Below are 18,008 nucleotides of genomic sequence, written 5' to 3' on the forward strand. Positions count from 1 at the left end.
TTTCTCCATGATACCTTTTTTGCCGCCGGATTACAAGCAGAAAAAAGCTGCTGTGCATCTGCACGGCAGCTTTTTGGGCAAAACTTTATTTTGCGTACTCCACAGCGCGGCTCTCGCGGATCACATTGACCTTGATCTGGCCGGGGTAATCCAGCGTGTCCTCGATCTTCTTGGCAATGGAGCGTGCCAGCAGGATCACCTGATCGTCGCTGATGACATCGGGCTTGACCATGATGCGCACTTCGCGGCCTGCCTGCACGGCAAAGGCCTGCTCCACGCCCTCAAAGCTGGAAGAGATCTCCTCCAGATTTTCCAGACGCTTGACGTAGCTTTCCACGTTCTCGCGGCGGGCACCCGGGCGTGCAGCGCTGATGGCGTCGGCAGCCTGAATGATGAAGGCCAGCGGAGTCTTAGGCTCCACATCGCCGTGGTGAGCCTCAATGGCATGGATGATCTGGGTATTTTCCTTGTACTTGCGGCAGATGTCCACACCGATCTGCACATGGCTGCCCTCGATCTCGTGATCCAGCGCCTTGCCGATATCATGCAGCAGACCGGCACGGCGTGCCATGGTCACATTCACACCCATTTCGCCTGCCAGCAGACCGGCCACCCATGCCACCTCCATGCTGTGGTTCAGAGCGTTCTGGCCAAAGCTGGTGCGGTACTTGAGCCGGCCGATCAGTTTGATGAGGTCCGGGTGCAGGCCATGGATGCCCAGCTCCATCACGGCGCGCTCGCCCTCGCGCTTCATCTGCAGCTCCAGCTCGTGGCGGCACTTTTCCACCGTTTCCTCAATGCGGGCGGGGTGGATGCGGCCATCACCGATCAGGCGTTCCAGCGTCATGCGGGCCACCTCGCGGCGGGTCTGGTCGAAGGAGGACAGCGTAATGGCCTCCGGGGTATCGTCGATGATCAGGTCCACGCCGGTAGCAGTCTCCAAGGCGCGGATGTTGCGGCCTTCGCGGCCGATGATGCGGCCCTTCATTTCGTCGCTGGGCAGCGGCACCACGCTCACGGTGGTCTCGCTGCAGTGGTCGGCAGCGCAGCGGCTGACGGCCTGACCGATCAGGTTGCGGGCAATGTTGTCGCAGTTTTCCTTCAGGTCGGTCTCATAGGCGGCAACGCGCACAGCCTTTTCGTGGGTCAGTTCCTCGTCCACCTTGTGCAGCAGCACTTCGCGGGCATCCTCCTGACTCAGGCCGGCCAGCGTTTCCAGCCGCTCCATCTCCTTGGCACGCAGGGCATCGATCTCAGCCAGACGCTCCTCGGCCTCAGCGGCGCGCTTTTTCAGCTCTTCTTCCTTGCGTTCCAGCGCCTCGGTCTTGCGGTCGAGGGCAGTTTCCTTCTGGTCGATGCGGTTCTCCTGACGGCTGATCTCCGCACGGCGCTGCTTGATCTCCTTATCGGCTTCTGCCTTCTGGGCATCCACCTCGGCCTTCAGCTTGAAGGCCTCGTCCTTTGCTTCCAGAACCGCTTCCTTGCGTTTCTGTTCTGCGGTCTTGATCGCTTCGTTCACAAGGCGGGTCGCCTCGGCTTCTGCGCTGCCGATCTGGGCTTCGGCGGTCTTTTTACGGTTGTTGTAGCCAATAAAATAGCCCGCACCAACGCCGATCACAGCAGCGATCAGGGCCACGATCACTCCAATCGCGGTCATCGCGTTTCACTCTCCTTTGTTAGAATTCAAAATTCTGAATCATAAGCAGGAGACGCTGTAGGGCAGGTGTAGGCTGCAAACATTTTTATAAGCGAGCTTTCAATGCAAAAAGTGGCAACAAAACCACACGCACGGCCAATGCCGCACGAACAGGCTGCAAGCTTTTCTATCTACGGTTCTATCTTATATAAAAACAGGCAGGCTCTGCCTGTAAGGGACACGGGTCACGGGAACGACCTGCACACAGCGTCTTTTATTCCATACTACTATTTATAGTACGAAACATTTGCCCGCTTGTCAAGAGGAAAACCCTGCTCCGCAGAACATTTTGTGCAGAAAACAGGGACAGTATCCGCACCGGATGCCGTCCCCGTTCCCGTTTATTCCAGATACATCCTGCGCAGGCGCATCAGGCGCGCAGGGGTCAGGCCGTATTCGGCTTCCAGATAGTTCTCGGCGCTGCCGTATTTTGCGCGGATGGTGCGCAGCACAAAGGGTGCGGCTGCCGGGTCCACGCCCGCCTTGCGGTAATAGCGCATCCGGCAGGCCGGGTTTGCCGCGATCTCTTCGGCGTGCTCCGCCAGCACTGCGTCGATCTCAGCCTTGCGGCAGAGGTTCGTGCGCTCATAGTCCGCACAGATCGTCTCATCCGAAGCGCCCAGTGCCAGCAGAATGAGCATGGCCGCCACGCCGGTGCGGTCCTTGCCGGCCGAGCAGTGGAACAGGATGGGGGTCTCGCCTGCTTCCAGCGCACGGAACAGCTCCTTGAAGGCCTTGTTGCCAAACAGCATCCGCTCGTACATCGCCTGCATGAAGGTGCTGCCGTCGGCGCTTTCTTCATGGCCCTTCATCAGGGCGGCGATACCATCCGGCGCAAAGGAGATCTCGTGGCCGTCCTCGGCGCACAGGCCGCAGATCTGCACCAGACGTGCACCGTCCGGTACGTAGTCCGGTTCTTTCTGCACTTCCCCGCTGCTGCGCAGATCAAGAATCAGGCGCAGGCCCAGCGCGTCCAGCTTCGCGCGGTCGGCTTCACCGGTGAGCTTGCAGGTAGGGATGCCGCGCCAGATCTGGCCCCACTTGATATGCTTGCCCTCGTCGGCTTCGTAACCGCCCAGCTCCCGGAAGTTGGTGCCGCCGGCAAAATCCAGCTGGGTGCCGGGCACCGGGTGGGCCGGTGCAGCCTTTGCCGCAGCACTGGACAGCACCGGGAAATTGTAGAACGGCTTTGCGGGCCGTCCGCGGCGGGGCGGCAGGCTGGCCGAACCGCCCAGCACCTCCATCAGGTAGCTGCGCAGCAGGTCGATGTAGGCAGAGGAATGATCCCGCCGCTGCACCAGTGAGACGCACAGCGGGGGCAGATCTTCCAGCAGCACATCCCGCACACGGTCCAGTTCCCGTCTGGCTCCCGGTTCATAGCGGGTCAGACAGGTGCAAAGCTGCTCCTGCACAAGATAATAGGCCTGATAAAAGCTGGGGCCGATCTCCGCATTCGGCGCAAAGCCCAACCGGGCGCAGGCCGACCACAGCGGGCTGAACAGATCCTGCCGCAAGCTGGGCAGCAGCACCCGCTGACCGCGCAGCTCTGCCAGCGGGATGCTCTCCTTATCCCAGAACGCGTGCCCCCGGGGCACCAGCAGGCAGGCAGGGTCTGCCCGCAGGGTGGTGCGGGCCAGTACCGGCGCAGCACAGCCCAGATCGATGACCAGACCCGCGTCCAGCTCCCCCTGCTCCACATCGTCCGCCACCGCATCGTTGTCCATCATGCGGAAGCGCATCTCCACATGGGGATACTGCTGGCGGAACTTGTCCAGCTGGGTCTCCAATCCGGGCAGGTAGTCCGGCACCAGCGACACGCTGATGCCGATGCGCACCGGCTGCGCCGACTGGATCTCGGCCCGCAGGGATGCCTGCATCTGCTGGAACTGCTCCACTACCGGCGCGGCATGGCGCTGCAGGCTCATGCCGCGGTCGGTAAGGGTGAGCTTGTGGTGGGCGCTGAGGAACAGCGGCCCGCACAGCTCGGCTTCCAGCGCAGAGATGCTCTGCCGCAGTGCCTGCCGTGACAAAAACAGCCGCTGTGCCGCGCGGCTGTAATTCATTTCATCGCACAATACCAGAAAGTAGTGCAGCTGGCGGATATCCATGGTTTCCTCCCTGAGAAAAGTGTCATATATAAAAGAATACCGCCTTTTTGCGCGATTGTAAAGCCGTTGGCAGCAAAAAACTGCCGCACAGCATTGCACCGTGCGGCAGTCAGAGCGCGGAACGATCAGATCAGGCTCAGAGCTTCCTCGTCGCCCACCAGCGTGAAGTCCGGATGCATCTGCAGAATGCTTGCGGGCACCTCCGGAGTGACGGGGCCGAAGAATGCCTTCTTGATGATCTCGGCCTTGCCTGCGCCGTTTGCCACCATGAGCACCTTACGTGCCTGCATGATGGTCTTGATGCCCATGGTATAGGCCTGCTTGGGCACCAGATCCACATTGCCGTCAAAGAAGCGCTTGTTTGCCTCAATGGTCTCGGGGGTCAGATCCACGCAGTGGGTCTCCAGCTCAAAGGCTTCGCCCGGCTCGTTGAAGCCGATGTGGCCGTCGTGGCCGATGCCCAGCAGCTGCAGGTCGATGCCGCCCACAGCGTGGATGATCTGGTTGTACTTTGCGCAGGCATCCTCTGCATCGGGGTTGGTGCCGTCCGGCAGGTTGATCTTTGCAGGGTCGATGTTCACCTTGTCGAACAGGTTGCGGTGCATGAAGCTCCAGTAGCTTTCCGGGTGCTCCTTGGGCAGGCCGCGGTACTCGTCCAGATTGACGGTGGTCACCTCAGAAAAATCGATGTCGCCCTTGTTGTACCAGTCCACCAGCTGTGCATACGCGCCCACAGGGGTGCCGCCGGTCGCCAGACCCAGCACGCAGTTGGGCTTCATAATGACCTGTGCCGAAATGATATTGGCTGCCTTGCGGGACATATCCGCATAATCCTTTGCACGAATGATCTTCATTACAAACGACCTCACTTATCATCTTTTTTGCCGCTCTGCACGGGCTGCGCAGAGCACTTCTGCATTTAGTTTATCACATTTCGCAGACAAGCGCCAGTCATCCCGGCCATCTTTTCGGCGTGTTTGCACAAAAAGATGCAAAGTCCCGACGTTCGGGCCGGCATTTCCGGTCACAAACGCGCAAAAACGCCGCCGGGCGTTTCCACACCGGCGGCGCTGCATGTTGAAAGATCAGTTCCCGCTGCACAGGCCGCAGACGGAACAGGCGGCGGGGGTGGCGGCACAGCCGCCAAGGGCGGTCTCGCGCAGCTCGGCGGGCAGGCGCTTGCCCACGGCGTACATGGCATCCAGCATCTGGTCGAAGGGGATCAGCTGGCGGATGCCGCTCAGGGACAGTTCTGCTGCAATGAGGGCGTTGGCCACACCGGCAGCGTTGCGATTCTGGCAGGGATACTCCACCAGCCCGCCTACGGGGTCGCACACAAGGCCCAGCATGTTCATCAGCACGGTGGAAGCTGCATCCAGACACTGCTGCGGGTCGCCGCCCATCAGCTCCACGGCGGCAGAAGCAGCCATGGCAGACGCAATGCCCACCTCGGCCTGACAGCCGCCCACGGCACCGGCCACGGTGGCGTTGCGCATGGCAAGATAGCCCACGGCACCGGCGTTGAACAAGGCATCCACGATGCGCTGGTCGGAGATGCGGTAGCACTCCTGCAGGGCCAGCATCATGCCCGGCACCACGCCTGCAGAGCCTGCGGTGGGTGCAGCCACGATCAGGCCCATGGAAGCGTTCACTTCCAGCACGGCCATGGCGTAGGTCATGGCCTTCTGCAGCACATCGCCGCAGATGTTTTTCTTCTTATTATAATGTGTTTCCAGCTTTTTGGCCTCGCCGCCAATGAGCCCGCCCATGGATTTGATGGGCTTTTTCAGCGGCTGGGTGGCAGAAGCGCGCATGATCTCCCATGCCTTTGCCATGCGGTGATCCACAGCATCCCGGGGCACTTCGCCCAGAATGCATTCCCGCTGGCGCATCACTTCCGAAATGGGCAGTTGATTTTCCTCGCACAGGTCCAGCAGCTCCTTGGCGGACTTGAAATCCATGTTCATCGCTTGTCCCTCCTTACGGCTGCACGACCATTACATCGTTGATGTTCGGGTTTGCCAGCAGCAGCTGATCCACACCCTCGGGCAGGCGCTCATCCGACTCCACGATGGTGTAAGCCGTGTGGCCCTTTTCCTCGCGGAACAGACGCATGAACGCGATGTTCACGCTGCGGTCGCTGAGGATCTTGGTGATGTGGGCCACCACGCCGGGCTTGTCCTTCTGCACCACGATGAGGGCATTGTACTCGCCGGTAAAGTCCACCTCCACGCCGTTGATCCGCACGATGCGCACCTTGCCGCCGCCAAGCGATTCACCGCGCACGGTCATCACCTGACCGGCCGCATTCTCCATGCGGATATCCACCGTGTTGGGGTGGATATCGGTCTCCACCTCATTGGGGGTGAAGCTGTAGCCAAGGCCGCGGTCGGTGGCAATGGCAAAGGAATCCCGGATGCGGGTATCATCGGCCGAAAAGCCCATGATGCCGCCCAGCAGGGCGCGGTCGGTGCCATGGCCGTGGTAGGTCTTGGCAAAGGAACCGTAGAGGGTAAAGTCCACCCGCTTCAGCGGCGGGGCGATCATCTTCTGTGCCAGAAAGGCGATGATCTCCGCACCTGCGGTGTGGGAGCTGGAAGGGCCGATCATGTTCGGGCCCAGAACATCAAAAACACTGATAAATGCCATGGGGTGTCACTCCTGTCAGGTCAAGAACCGCGCAGGGCGCATCAGACGCTTGTGCTGCTCTTGTTGATGAACTTCTGGTAGATGGTCTCCACGATGACACCGATGGCGTTGTCGCCGGAGACGTTGCAGGCAGTGCCGAAAGAGTCCTGGGTGATGTACAGAGCCACCATGATGGCGCAGATGGAGCCATTGGGGTCGCCGGCCTCAGCGCCGAAGATCATGTACAGGAAGGGCAGAGCGGTCATGATGGAACCGCCGGGAGCACCGGGAGAAGCCACCATGGCAACGCCCAGAGTCATGATGAAGGGCACCACGGTAGCAAGACTGATGGGCAGCTGGTTCATCAGGCAGACGGCAGTTGCGCAGGCGGTAATGGTGATCATGGAGCCTGCCATGTGGATGTTTGCGCACAGAGGCACCACGAAGTTGCGGATCTGCTCGCTGATGCCGTCAGCCGCAGCGCACTGCAGGTTGACCGGGATGGTGGCTGCAGAGGACTGGGTGCCCAGAGCGGTGGTGTAGCCGGGGATCTGGTTGCGGATCATCTTGAAGGGGCTCTTGTGGCTCACAGCGCCTGCAACGCAGAACTGCAGGAAGATGCAGACCAGATGCATGATGATGACCACCAGGAACACCTTCCACAGGATGCCCAGAATGGCAAAGGTCTTGCCGGACTTGGTCATGTCGATGAAGGTACCGCAGACGTACAGGGGCAGCAGCGGGATGATGACGCTGTGCAGCACCTGATCGATGATGCCGGAGAAGTCCTTCATGCCGTTGTAAAGTGTATCACCGATGGTCTTGCCGCGCAAGGTGGACATGCACAGGCCCAGCACAAAGGCCAGCACCACGGCAGAGAGGGTGTCCAGAATGGGCGGGATGGAGATGGAGATGTAGCTGGCCAGAGAGTTGTCAGCCGTGGCGGCGATCTGTTCCAGAGCGCCTTCGCTCATGAAGCTGGGGAACAGGTTTGCAGACACCAGATAGGATGCCGAGCCTGCGATCAGAGTGGAGCCGTAGGCCAGAGCCACCGTGATGAGCAGCAGCTTGCCTGCGCCGCTCTTCAGGTCGGCAATGCCCATGGTGACGTAGGCCACGATCATCAGCGGGATGACGAACTTCAGGAACGAGCTGAAGATGCTGGATGCCGTGACGACGACCCGGCAGAACCACACCGGGAAGAACTGGCCGATGATGATGCCCAGCACGATGGCGATGAGCAGCTTCGGCAGCAGTCCGAGCTTGAATTTTTTCTTTTCCATAAGAATAAAATCCTCCTTTTCCTATCCTGACCTTTGTGCGGCACCTGACAGCGCTCTCTCCGCCGCAGCCCGCACGGCCAGCCTTTCACGAAACGTCAAATTTTCACTTGACGTGTTGACACATTTAGTTTAACATAGACATATGCATGATTCAAATTCATAAAACTAAAGTTATAGTTTAAAAATATTAATAGCAAAGGAGCTTTGCCATGGAAGTGCGCCAGCTGAACACCCTGATCCGTGCCGCCCAGTTCCAGAGCTTTTCCAAGGCAGCGGAAAGTCTGGGCTATTCCCAGTCTGCCGTTACCGTGCAGATCAAAGCGCTGGAAGAAGAGCTGGGTGTGCGCCTGTTCGACCGCATGGGCAAGCGGGTGATCCTGACCGCACAGGGCCAGTGCTTTCTGGAATACGCCAACAGCATTCTGGATACCATCCACAATGCCCGCCGCGCCCTGAGCGAGGATGCCGAGCTGGAGGGCTGCCTGCACATCGGCACGCTGGAATCTCTCTGCTTTTTCCGTCTGCCCGGCCTGATGCATCAGTTCCGGGTGGAACACCCCAAAGTCAGCCTTCGGGTCACTACCGGCTCCCCGGAAGAGCTGATCGAAAAGATGGAACGCGGCGAGGTGGACCTCATCTGCATTCTGGACGAGCCGCGCTACTCCAACAGCTGGCACAAGTGCAACGAGGTGCCGGAGGAGGTGGTGTTCGTGGCTTCCCCGGACATCAACCTCGGCCACCCCGGCCCGTACCGGGTAGCAGAGCTTCTGGACAAGCCCTTCTTCCTCACCGAACGCAACGCCAACTACCGCCGCACCTTTGACCGGTTTCTGGCTTCCCGCCAGATCGAGCTGACCCCCAGCCTTGAGATCAGCGATACCTCCTTTATCATCAAGATGCTGGAGCGCTCCTCCGGCATTTCCCTGCTGCCGCGCTTCGCTGTGGCCGAGCCTGCGTCCAGAGGAGATCTGCGCATTCTGGAGGTGTCAGACTTCCGGCTGACCATGTACCGCCAGATGTTCTACCACAAGGATAAATGCTGCACCCGGGAAATGGACGCCTTCATCCAGCTGGCCTCCGGGCCGGACCTTCCGCTTTTATAATACAGATAATACAGAAAGCAGCAGCCCCCCGGGCGGTTCACCGCCCGGGGGGCTGCTGTGCTGAGGAGATTTCAGGAATTTGCAAAGCATTGCGCAGACTGTGTGCAGGCACAGCCCCGCAGATGAGGATGATCAGGCAAAGAAGGAGATGATGAGTGCTACCAGGAAGCCCACACCGCCAACCAGAGTTTCCATGATGGTCCAGGTCTTGAGGGTGGTCTTTTCGTCCATGCCCACAAGGCTCTTCACCAGCCAGAAGCCGGAGTCGTTGAAGTGGGAGCACACGGTGGAGCCGCCGGCGATGGCAGCGGTGACGCAGGCCAGATACAGCGGGCTGAGTTCGCTGATGCCGGGCATGGCGGAGATGATGCCTGCTGCCATGGTCATAGCCACGGTAGAGGAACCAACGGAGATGCGCACCAGAGCAGCCACGATGAAGGCCACCAGAACCAGCGGCAGGCTGGCGTTTGCCACGGCGTTGCCGATGACATCGCCCAGACCGGAGTTCTGCAGCATGTAGCGCAGCACGCCGCCGCAGGCAGTGACCAGCAGGATCATGCCGGTGGGCTCAAGGGACTTGGTCATGATCTTTTCCAGCTGGGCATTGTTATAGCCGTGACGGGTACCCAGCAGATACATAGCAGCGATGGTAGCCAGCAGCAGAGCCATGAAGGGCTCACCGAGGAAGGCCAGAACGGGCTGGATGCCAGCCAGAGCGGGCACCACTTTTGCCACAGAGTTTGCAATGATGAGGACCAGCGGGATCAGGATGATGCCCACGATGGTGCCGAACTTGGGCAGCTTGCTCTCGTCGATGTCTGCCTGCTGTGCAACGTGCTCGGGCACCTCGATCATATACTTCTTGCCGCAAATGGAGCCCCAGATGGGACCGGCAGCGATCATGGCGAAGATGCCGCAGAAGATGCCGATGAGGATGACCCAGCCCAGATCAACGCCCAGCATGCTGGCCACCAGAACGGGGCCCGGCGTGGGAGGGATGAAGGCGTGGCCGACAGCCAGACCGGCCAGCAGAGGGATGACATAGTACAGGACCGAGCGCTTGGTGCGCTTTGCCAGAGAGAAGGCCAGCGGGATCAGGATGATCAGACCGGCATCAAAGAACACCGGCATGGCCACCACCAGACCCGTGATGCCCAGCGCCCATGCGGCTTTTTCGTCGCCGAACCTGCGCACCATGGTCACGGCCAGCGTCTGTGCGCCGCCGGATTCTTCCAAAATGGCACCGAACATGGAGCCAAGGCCCACCAGAAGAGCGATACCCTTTAAGGTGTTGCCGATGCCTTCGTTGACCGAGCCGATGATGTCAGACAGGGGCATACCGGCCATCAGGCCGATGCCCACCGCACCGATCAGGATGGAGATCATGGCGTGGACTTTGAACTTGATGATGAGGATGAGCAAAAGGATCAGGCCCGCCACCGCGGCGAACACGAGCCGTGCGGCATCCGGGGTTGCAACAGCTGTCATAAACGTTTCCTCCATTTTTGATGTTTTGTGTGCTTTGGGTCTTATTTCAGCGCCGTCCCCGCAGACGGACACCGGATCCCGATGGTTTTTATAGACGAAGCAATATCCGCTTTTTTGTTTTTGGCGCAACTTCATCCAGACCGTTCAGCAAAACAACGCTGACCAGTTGATTTTTTGTTTTGAGTTTTTTATCGCAAACGAAGCGTTTTTACTCCATATATGCACCCTTCATGGGGCTGACGGCGTGCTGAGAGTAGAGCTTCAGCAGGCCCTTGGTGTACTTGGGAGCCTTGGGCTTCCAGTTGGCACGGCGCTGGGCAAGGATGGCCTCCATCTCTTCGGGGGTCTTTTCCTCACCGTTCACGCCCACGATGGCAAGCTGGCGGTTCGGCACATCGATGCGGATGAGATCGCCCTCTTCCACCAGAGCGATGGGGCCGCCCACTGCAGCCTCCGGGCTGACATGGCCGATGACCGGGCCGCGGCTTGCGCCGGAGAAGCGGCCGTCGGTGATGAGCGCCACGCTGGAAGCCAGCTTCGGGTCGGCGCAGATGGCCTCGCCGGTGTAGAACATCTCGGGCATGCCGCTGCCGCGGGGGCCTTCGTAACGGATGAAGATGGCATCTCCGGGCTGGACCTGCTTGTTCAGAACGGCGCTGATGCACTCTTCCTCGCTGTCAAAGGGCTTTGCGCGCAGGGTGGCGTGGAACATGTTCTTGGGACAGGCGGTGTGCTTGATGACACTGCCCTCCGGGGCCAGATTGCCCTTCAGGATAGCGATGCTGCCGTCGGTGCCCTTGGCGTTGTCAAAGCTGTGGATGATATCCTCGCGGGTGACTTTGATGCCCAGATCCTTGGTCTTTTCCTGCAGGATCTCGTCGCAGTGCTCGTAGAAGCCGTTCTTCTTCAGGTCTTCCAGGTTTTCGCCCAGCGTCTTGCCGGTGACAGTCATCACGTCCAGATGCAGCATGGACTTGATCTCTTCCATCACGCGGGGCACGCCGCCTGCATAGTAGAAGTACTGTGCGGGCCAGTCGCCGGAAGGACGGATGTTCAGCAGATAGTGTGCGCCGCGGTGCATCCGGTCAAAGGTGTCGGCATCGATCTCAAAGCCGAACTCGTGGGCGATGGCGGGCAGGTGCATGGTGGCATTGGTGGAGCCGGAGATGGCGGCGTGCACCATGATGGCGTTTTCAAAGCTCTTCATGGTGACGATGTCCTTGGCCTTGATGCCCTCGGCCACCAGCTTCATCACCTGAACGCCGGCGTCATAGGCGGCCTGCTTCAGCTCCGGGGCGGTGGCGGGCATCAGGGCGGTGCCCGGCAGCATCAGGCCCAGAGCCTCGGCCATGATCTGCATGGTAGAAGCGGTGCCCATAAAGGAGCAGGCACCGCAGCTGGGGCAGGCATTGTGCTTGTAGTAGTCCAGCTGCTCGTTGGGGATCACGCCCGTCTTTTCCCATGCGTCGAACTTGCCGATCTGTTCCAGCGTCAGCAGGTCGTTGATGGCGCAGGCGGGGTCGTTGACCACGTACTTCTTGGGCAGGGTGTGGGCTTCCATCACGCCGCCGGTGACCACGATGGCGCTCATATCCTTCAGGCGGCCAATGCTCATCAGCATGGCGGGCATGGACTTGTCGCAGCTGGCGATGAATACACCGCCGTCGTACACGGTTGCGTTGGCCTGAGCCTCCACCAGATTCACGATGGCATCACGGTGGGGCAGCGAGTAGTTGATGCCGTCGTGGCCCTGTGCGATGCCGTCGCACATATCGGTTGCAAAATAGCGTGCAGCCTTGCCGCCGTGGGTGTTGACTGCCTGTACAGCCTCCTTCACGAACTGATCCAGATGGGCGCTGCCGGGGTGGCTGTCGCCAAAGGTGCTCTCCACCATGATCTGGGGCTTTGCAAGGTCATCCACCTTCCAGCCCATGCCGATCTTCAGCGGATCGTTTTCCGGTGCCAGTTTACGCACTGCCTGAGAACGCAGTTCCATGATCGTACCTCCAAAATACTCTTTTTTCTGCTTTGCAAATCGTCCTTTTGACTGTCGGACATCTTACATGTTCATTTTAATCGAATCCCGCCTCGTTTGCAAGTTGTCGCAGTCAGAACCCACTTTATAACAATAACCAGCCCAGTTTTTCGTGCACATTGCTCTGAAATCTTGGACACATCATAGAATCTAACCAGTTTTTCGACTTTTCTGTTTCATTCGTCTTAAAAAGTCATCAGACAACTTTAGGCATAAAAAGTCCCCGCACAGCCCTTGCGCTGTGCGGGGACGTAAAATGCGGCGGCGTCAGGTTTCCCATTCGCCGTCGTAAAGCTTTCGGATGCAGTTGCGGTTGAAGTTCAGGTGCATCACCATGGCAGACCGGGCACCAATGGGGTCATGCCGGGCAATGGCTTCGGTGATCATGCGGTGGGTCAGGATGGTCTCCTCCGTCAGCTTTTTGTGGGTAACATTCACGAACATCATGACCGCCGTATCGATAATGGGGATCAGCTGCTCCACCACCATGTTCTTGCTGCTCTCTGCGATGCAGGTATGGAATGCGATGTCGTCCTCAATGTACAGATCACCGCTGTGGATCTTGCTCTCCACCCGGTCGCACAGGCGCTGGATGCGCTCAATGTCCTCGTCGGAAGCGTTCAGCGCTGCCATCTCGGCCATGCCCGGTTCCAGCAGCAGGCGCACGTTCACCAGATCCAGCGCCAGTGCGTTCTTGTCCTGCACGCTGCGCAGGTTCAGTGGGTCCGAAAGGCCCTTGGCAGTCGTGACCACATAGGTGCCGGAGCCGCGCCGCACCTCCACGATGCCCTTGCTGGAAAGCAGCTTCACGGCTTCGCGCACCGTGCTGCGGCCCACACCGAATTTTTCGCCCAGCTCAAATTCATTGGGCAGCTTGGTGCCCGGCTCCAGCGGCGTGTCCAGAATATAATGGTAAATTTCGTCCTCCACCTGTTCGGCAAGGAGTTTGTTTTTCAGATGGGAAAATTCGCTCATGGTTGCTCCCTCCCCTGTTTTTTAATTTATTATAAGGCAGGGCAGCAGACAAAAGCAAGGGCCGTCCTCATTCACAGACAGCCCTTGCTTTTGGGTATTTTATTCGTTTGCGGCCTTTTCCAGCTCCGCTTCCTCTGCGGCGGCTTCGGCCTCCTCCTGCTTCTGGTACTCCAGGAAAGCCGACCACATGGGTTCGATGTCCTTGCCCTTCACCCTGCGGTCGAAGTAGTTGCGAGTGATGTCCACCACAGTGCCGGACAGCACCAGCACGCCGATCAGGTTCGGGATCATCATCAGACCGTTGAACGTGTCGGAAAGATCCCACGCAAGGCCCAGCTTCATGGTGGCACCCACCACGGTCATGCACACAAAGACCACCTTGTAGATGCGGCTGCCGGTGGTGCCGAAGAGATACTCCACGGCCTTGGTGCCGTAGTGGCTCCAGCCCAGCGTAGTGGAGTAGGCAAACAGCAGAATGGAGATGGCAATGAACTTGGGGCCAAAGCTGCCAAATGCGGCGGTGAAGGCCTGACCCACCAATGCGTTGTCCTGCACACCGGCCAGTACAGCGCCGCTCTGCAGGTCCACCACGCCGGTGGTCAGGATGACCAGAGCAGTGAGCGTGCAGACCACGATGGTATCGGCAAACACCTCAAACACACCCCACATGCCCTGATGCACCGGCTCCTTGACGTTGGAAGCGGAGTTGACCATGACAGCGGAACCGAGGCCCGCTTCGTTGGAAAAAGCACCGCGCTTGAAGCCCCATGTGATGGTCTGGCTGATGCCGTAGCCCAGCGCACCGCCGCCTGCCGCATTCAGGTTGAACGCACCCTTGAAAATAGCCGCAAATGCCGCCGGGATATTGCCCGCGTGCAGCACTACGATGATGAGCGCGCCTGCAATGTAGAACAGGGCCATGAGCGGCACCAGCTTTTCGGTAACAGCGGCAACGCGCTTCAAACCGCCAATGACGATAAGGGCCGTGACCACCATCAGGCACAGGCCGGTGACGAGGGTCGGTACGCCAAAAGCAGCGTTCATGTTGCCCGCGATGGAATTGATCTGGCTCATGTTTCCAATGCCGAAGGAAGCCAGAATGCAGAAGCAGGCAAACAGCACTGCCAGCACCTTGCCCAGCTGTTTGCAGCCCTTCTTTGCGCCAAGACCATCGGTGAGGTAGTACATGGCACCGCCCGACCACTCGCCTTTTTCGTTTTTGCGGCGGTAGTACACGCCCAGCACATTCTCCGAAAAGCTGGTCATCATGCCAAGCAATGCCATGACCCACATCCAGAAGATGGCTCCCGGCCCACCGGAAACGATAGCCGTTGCCACACCCACGATGTTGCCGGTGCCGATGGTTCCCGCCAGCGCCGTGCACATGCTCTGGAACTGGCTGATGGCCATATCCTCCTTGCTGGTGTGCGCGGTGATGTCCTTGTTGGTGAAGATCGCGCCGATGGTGTGCCGGAGCCAGTAGCCCATTTTGCGGAACTGGAAAAAGCCCGTGCGGGCGCTCATCCAGAAGCCGGTGCAGAACAGCAGTGCCAGACCAAACGGCCCCCACACCACGCCATTGATGGCATTGTTCACCTGCGTGATCATCTCGACCATTCTCTCTTTCCCCCTATACACAAAACAAAAGCGGACAGAACCCACCAAAGGCTCTGCCCGCAAAATTCGGAGCGCTCTCATTTTCCGCAGCCGGAGTGCGCCGCATTCCCGGCTGCGCCCCATTGCGCAAAGACGACGGCTCTGTCCTTTTGCCTGAGAGATACAGCCGCTTTCCCTGCGGCCTTACACCTTCGGCACCCACTTTACAAGCGGGCTTCTCCAGAGTGCACGGTCTTTCCCCGCCGTGCACGTCTTTTTCAGTTCTTCTGGCGCACAGTTGTGCGCGATAGAAAGACTATACCATATTCTGTCCTTGTGCGCAAGACATTTTGTATATCATATGCTGTTTTTTCATCTGTTATGCAGATAGATGAATTTTGTTTTGGTATTACTTTTGTCCTCCCCTCATCATAGCGCTGCCATAAATTTATTTTACTTTTCTTTCGGCTCTGCGCCTTCAAACCCCCGGGCTTTGCCATCCGGGCTGGCATCGCCGTTTTCTTTCGCGGTCTCGTAAGAATCTGTGCCGTAATAGGCGCTGGCGGGGCCGATCTCCAGCCAGAAGTCCTCCCGTTCTTTCTCTGTGGTCGGTGCGGTTTCTTTTTTGTTTTTCATCTGCAAACGCCTCCTTTGCTGCATAAAGTCTTGCCTGCAGGCCAAAGCTTTATGCAAAAGAAAGGCGGTGTATCCCATGCGCAGTGGAGGTTGGAAGCCCTTTTGGGCAGCACTGTTTGCTTCGCTGCTGGTGCTGGTGCCGCTGGTGGGCGGCACGGTGCTGCTTTCCCGTCAGCAGCTGCGCACCCAGCTGCGGCAGGCTGCCCGCAGCGAGAGCGGTGTGCCCATCCAGCTGCCTAAGACCACCGACCAGCTCACTGTGCTGCTGTGCGTCTCCGGCGAACAGCCCGGCTTTGTGCTGGCCTACCTGAACGCCAGTCAGAACTGCGTGCATCTGCTCAGCGTGCCTGCCGTGCTCACCGTGCCTTTTGCAGAAGAAGAAACATCCCTTGCCCGCTGCTATGCCGCCGCTGGCCCGGCCCGCTGCCGCGAAGCGCTGGCACAGGTGCTGGCCCTGCCGGAGGGCACAAGGTATCTGGCCTTTTCTCCCGATGTGCTGGAGCGCATTACCAGCCGGTACGGGCCGGTGCGGGTAGGCTTTACCGGCGCACTGACCGAGGAAGAGCTTGCCCGCTATGGCCGCAGCCGGGCCGTGCAGGGCATTTCCGCCGGGGACGCGCACGAATTCTTATGCCAGCTGCAGGCCGACGAAGCCTTTTCACCAGTACGCACCGCAGCGGCCCGCGCTGCCGTGTGGGATGCTTTTTTTCGGCAGGATCTGGACCTGCTGCCCGCCACCCTGCCGGATGCCCTGCGTGCCAGCAGTTCGGCCCTGCTCACCGACCTGACCGCGCTGGACTATGACGCTTTGGAGCGCACTCTGGAATTTCTTGCCAACAACAGCGCCGCTGTGGCGGCGCAGGCCCTGCCCGGCCAGTGGGATGCCGCCAGCGGCACTTACACGGTCACGGATGTTTCCCGCGCTGCCATGCAGACCTTTTTCAATGTTTCGCCCACCGAGGCGCAGGCCTCGTCCTTCAGCGAGCCATAACCCAGCACCAGCGTGCCCGCCGCTGAGGGTGCTTCTCCGGTCAGGTCGTAATCGCTCAGCAGGCTCAGCTGCACGCCTTCGGCTTCCGCCGCGCAGCGCAGCGCAGCATCCGGCGGCGGGTCTTTGAGCTTTGCCAGCAGGTGCAGGCCGGTGTGCAGGCCCGCAAGGGTCAGCTCGCCGGGAGCAAAGGCAGTGTTCAATGCTGCCGCCAGCGCGTCCCGCCGGGCCTTGTAGGCCACCCGTTCCCGGGCCAGATGCCGGGTGAAGTAGCCCTCGGTGATAAAGCGGGCCAGCGTCTGCTGCTCGAACCGGCTCACCGTGCCGGAGTACAGGCGGTATTTTTTCCGCCATGCAGGCAGAAGATGCTCCGGCAGCACCATATAGGCGATACGGATGCTGGGAGCCAGACTGCGGGAGCAGGTGGAGAGGTACACCACCGGGCCGTCTGCACCCGCCATGCCCTGCAGGCTGGGCAGAGGCCGGGTATCAAAACGGAACTCCGAATCGTAATCATCTTCTATAATATACCGCCCGCCCGGCCTGCGGGCTGCCCAGTGCAGAAGCTCGGCCCTGCGGCCCGCAGGCATGGTAACACCTGTGGGGAACTGGTGGCTGGGCGTGACGTAGCACACCGCTGCATCCGACCGGTTCAGTGCTTCCACCGAAAGGCCGTCCTCGTCCACCGGTAGGCAGCAGCAGTGCACACCGTTGTTCTGCAGCACCTGCAAAGCACGGGGGTAGCCCGGCGTTTCCACCGCTGCAGGGCCGGGCAGCAGCGGTGCCAGCAGGCCCAGCAGATATTCCAATCCCGCGCCCACCACGATCTGATGCGGCCCGCACTGCACACCCCGGTATTCGGAAAGATATTCCGCCAGCGCCTGCCGCAGGGCCGGGTCGCCCTGTGCATCGCCGTGGGTGAGCAGCTGGGGCGAGGAATAGAGCAGCTCCTTTTGCAGCCGCGCCCATGTGCGGAACGGGAACAGCTCCGGGTCTACCCCGCGGGTGGAAAGGTCGTACCGCACCGGCAGCTCAGGCGGTTCCGGTTTTGGCGGTGCGGGCTGTTCCGGCCCGCCGGCAGGCCGGAACGGCAGGGCCAGATATTCCTGTACATAAAAGCCGCTGCGCTCCCGCGATTCCAGATACCCTTCCGCCGCCAGGATCTGATAGGCGGCATCCACCGTATTCACCGAGACGGACAGCTCTGCCGCCAGCCGCCGCTTGCCGGGCATCCGGGTGCCCGCCGCAAGGGTGCCGCTTCGCATCTCTCCGGCAAGGCTGCGGTACAGCTGTTCGTACAGCGGCACGCCAGAAGAAGCATCCAGCGCCGTGGTCAGATGGACCATAAATTATCCCTCCTGTCTGGATATTGCATCAAACTGACCCCATTAAAAAACTTTATTCTGGGTATTTTCATGGTGTCAGTTCTGCGTATAATAGGAGCATACCCGCTGGACACCCAAATGTCAAGT

The 18,008-nt window shown here is 59.7% G+C and carries 14 protein-coding genes and 1 riboswitch; of the genes, 2 read left to right on the plus strand and 12 right to left on the minus strand.

Translation table 11 applies throughout. The annotated features are described in order from the left end of the window. Positions 1 to 85: 85 nt before the first annotated feature. From rny to DW937_RS11375, 6 genes are all read right to left on the minus strand, one after another. The gene (rny, locus tag DW937_RS11350; protein WP_120120975.1) at positions 86 to 1,657 is read right to left on the minus strand and encodes a ribonuclease Y; all 1,572 of its coding nucleotides are present in this window, start codon (positions 1,655 to 1,657) and stop codon (positions 86 to 88) included. Between the two features lie 380 nt (positions 1,658 to 2,037). Then, on the minus strand, positions 2,038 to 3,804 hold the full coding sequence (locus DW937_RS11355) for a tyrosine-protein phosphatase (protein WP_120120976.1): 1,767 nt from the start codon (positions 3,802 to 3,804) through the stop codon (positions 2,038 to 2,040). Between the two features lie 125 nt (positions 3,805 to 3,929). Then, a complete protein-coding gene (nagB, locus tag DW937_RS11360; RefSeq protein WP_097777043.1) occupies positions 3,930 to 4,658 on the minus strand; it encodes a glucosamine-6-phosphate deaminase in 729 nt (242 codons plus the stop codon). Positions 4,659 to 4,889: 231 nt separating this feature from the next. After that, complete coding sequence (gene sdaAA / locus DW937_RS11365) at positions 4,890 to 5,765, minus strand: L-serine ammonia-lyase, iron-sulfur-dependent, subunit alpha (protein WP_120020692.1); 876 nt, start codon at positions 5,763 to 5,765, stop codon at positions 4,890 to 4,892. Positions 5,766 to 5,784: 19 nt separating this feature from the next. Next, positions 5,785 to 6,453: an L-serine ammonia-lyase, iron-sulfur-dependent subunit beta gene (sdaAB, locus tag DW937_RS11370; RefSeq protein WP_120120977.1), complete on the minus strand. Its 669-nt coding sequence runs from the start codon at positions 6,451 to 6,453 to the stop codon at positions 5,785 to 5,787. Positions 6,454 to 6,494: 41 nt separating this feature from the next. After that, a complete protein-coding gene (locus DW937_RS11375) occupies positions 6,495 to 7,715 on the minus strand; it encodes a dicarboxylate/amino acid:cation symporter (protein WP_120120978.1) in 1,221 nt (406 codons plus the stop codon). A 209-nt stretch (positions 7,716 to 7,924) separates the two neighbouring features. Between DW937_RS11375 and DW937_RS11380 the strand changes: the two genes are divergently transcribed. Then, complete coding sequence (locus tag DW937_RS11380; protein WP_120120979.1) at positions 7,925 to 8,818, plus strand: LysR family transcriptional regulator; 894 nt, start codon at positions 7,925 to 7,927, stop codon at positions 8,816 to 8,818. Positions 8,819 to 8,950: 132 nt separating this feature from the next. Here the strand turns inward: DW937_RS11380 and DW937_RS11385 are convergent, their stop codons facing one another. The 5 genes from DW937_RS11385 to DW937_RS11405 all read right to left on the minus strand — a co-directional run bounded on the left by DW937_RS11385 (position 8,951) and on the right by DW937_RS11405 (position 15,548). Beyond that, positions 8,951 to 10,306, minus strand: coding sequence for a gluconate:H+ symporter (locus DW937_RS11385; RefSeq protein WP_120120980.1), 1,356 nt, complete (start codon positions 10,304 to 10,306; stop codon positions 8,951 to 8,953). Positions 10,307 to 10,514: 208 nt separating this feature from the next. Then, on the minus strand, positions 10,515 to 12,302 hold the full coding sequence (gene ilvD, locus DW937_RS11390; protein ID WP_120120981.1) for a dihydroxy-acid dehydratase: 1,788 nt from the start codon (positions 12,300 to 12,302) through the stop codon (positions 10,515 to 10,517). 306 nt (positions 12,303 to 12,608) lie between these two features. After that, a complete protein-coding gene (locus DW937_RS11395) occupies positions 12,609 to 13,316 on the minus strand; it encodes a FadR/GntR family transcriptional regulator (RefSeq protein WP_097774155.1) in 708 nt (235 codons plus the stop codon). A 99-nt stretch (positions 13,317 to 13,415) separates the two neighbouring features. Further along, positions 13,416 to 14,933, minus strand: coding sequence for a sodium:alanine symporter family protein (locus tag DW937_RS11400; protein ID WP_118528440.1), 1,518 nt, complete (start codon positions 14,931 to 14,933; stop codon positions 13,416 to 13,418). 131 nt (positions 14,934 to 15,064) lie between these two features. Further along, a riboswitch (glycine riboswitch) is annotated at positions 15,065 to 15,166 on the minus strand. Between the two features lie 199 nt (positions 15,167 to 15,365). Then, positions 15,366 to 15,548, minus strand: coding sequence for a hypothetical protein (locus tag DW937_RS11405; RefSeq protein WP_118528442.1), 183 nt, complete (start codon positions 15,546 to 15,548; stop codon positions 15,366 to 15,368). A gap of 76 nt (positions 15,549 to 15,624) precedes the next feature. Here DW937_RS11405 and DW937_RS11410 point away from each other — a divergent pair, with 76 nt between their 5' ends. Then, positions 15,625 to 16,539 carry a hypothetical protein gene (locus DW937_RS11410; protein WP_120120982.1) on the plus strand — a complete coding sequence of 305 codons (915 nt, stop codon included), beginning with the start codon at positions 15,625 to 15,627 and terminating at the stop codon, positions 16,537 to 16,539. On the opposite strand, the gene DW937_RS11415 is transcribed toward DW937_RS11410, so the two are convergent. After that, positions 16,446 to 17,882: a PLP-dependent aminotransferase family protein gene (locus tag DW937_RS11415; RefSeq protein ID WP_120120983.1), complete on the minus strand. Its 1,437-nt coding sequence runs from the start codon at positions 17,880 to 17,882 to the stop codon at positions 16,446 to 16,448. The genes DW937_RS11410 and DW937_RS11415 overlap by 94 nt on opposite strands. Positions 17,883 to 18,008 lie beyond the last annotated feature (126 nt).

Origin of the sequence: Faecalibacterium sp. AM43-5AT, assembly GCF_003603345.1 — a bacterium.
Taxonomy (GTDB): Bacteria; Bacillota; Clostridia; order Oscillospirales; family Ruminococcaceae; genus Faecalibacterium; species Faecalibacterium taiwanense.

Coding starts and splice junctions, on each gene's coding strand:
- DW937_RS11385 (WP_120120980.1), bottom strand. CDS start 10,306: ATGACAGCTGTTGCAACCCCGGATGCCGCACGGCTCGTGTTCGCCGCG.
- ilvD (WP_120120981.1), bottom strand. CDS start 12,302: ATGGAACTGCGTTCTCAGGCAGTGCGTAAACTGGCACCGGAAAACGAT.
- DW937_RS11410 (WP_120120982.1), top strand. CDS start 15,625: ATGCGCAGTGGAGGTTGGAAGCCCTTTTGGGCAGCACTGTTTGCTTCG.
- DW937_RS11380 (WP_120120979.1), top strand. CDS start 7,925: ATGGAAGTGCGCCAGCTGAACACCCTGATCCGTGCCGCCCAGTTCCAG.
- DW937_RS11415 (WP_120120983.1), bottom strand. CDS start 17,882: ATGGTCCATCTGACCACGGCGCTGGATGCTTCTTCTGGCGTGCCGCTG.
- DW937_RS11400 (WP_118528440.1), bottom strand. CDS start 14,933: ATGGTCGAGATGATCACGCAGGTGAACAATGCCATCAATGGCGTGGTG.
- DW937_RS11395 (WP_097774155.1), bottom strand. CDS start 13,316: ATGAGCGAATTTTCCCATCTGAAAAACAAACTCCTTGCCGAACAGGTG.
- DW937_RS11355 (WP_120120976.1), bottom strand. CDS start 3,804: ATGGATATCCGCCAGCTGCACTACTTTCTGGTATTGTGCGATGAAATG.
- rny (WP_120120975.1), bottom strand. CDS start 1,657: ATGACCGCGATTGGAGTGATCGTGGCCCTGATCGCTGCTGTGATCGGC.
- sdaAB (WP_120120977.1), bottom strand. CDS start 6,453: ATGGCATTTATCAGTGTTTTTGATGTTCTGGGCCCGAACATGATCGGC.
- DW937_RS11375 (WP_120120978.1), bottom strand. CDS start 7,715: ATGGAAAAGAAAAAATTCAAGCTCGGACTGCTGCCGAAGCTGCTCATC.
- nagB (WP_097777043.1), bottom strand. CDS start 4,658: ATGAAGATCATTCGTGCAAAGGATTATGCGGATATGTCCCGCAAGGCA.
- sdaAA (WP_120020692.1), bottom strand. CDS start 5,765: ATGGATTTCAAGTCCGCCAAGGAGCTGCTGGACCTGTGCGAGGAAAAT.
- DW937_RS11405 (WP_118528442.1), bottom strand. CDS start 15,548: ATGAAAAACAAAAAAGAAACCGCACCGACCACAGAGAAAGAACGGGAG.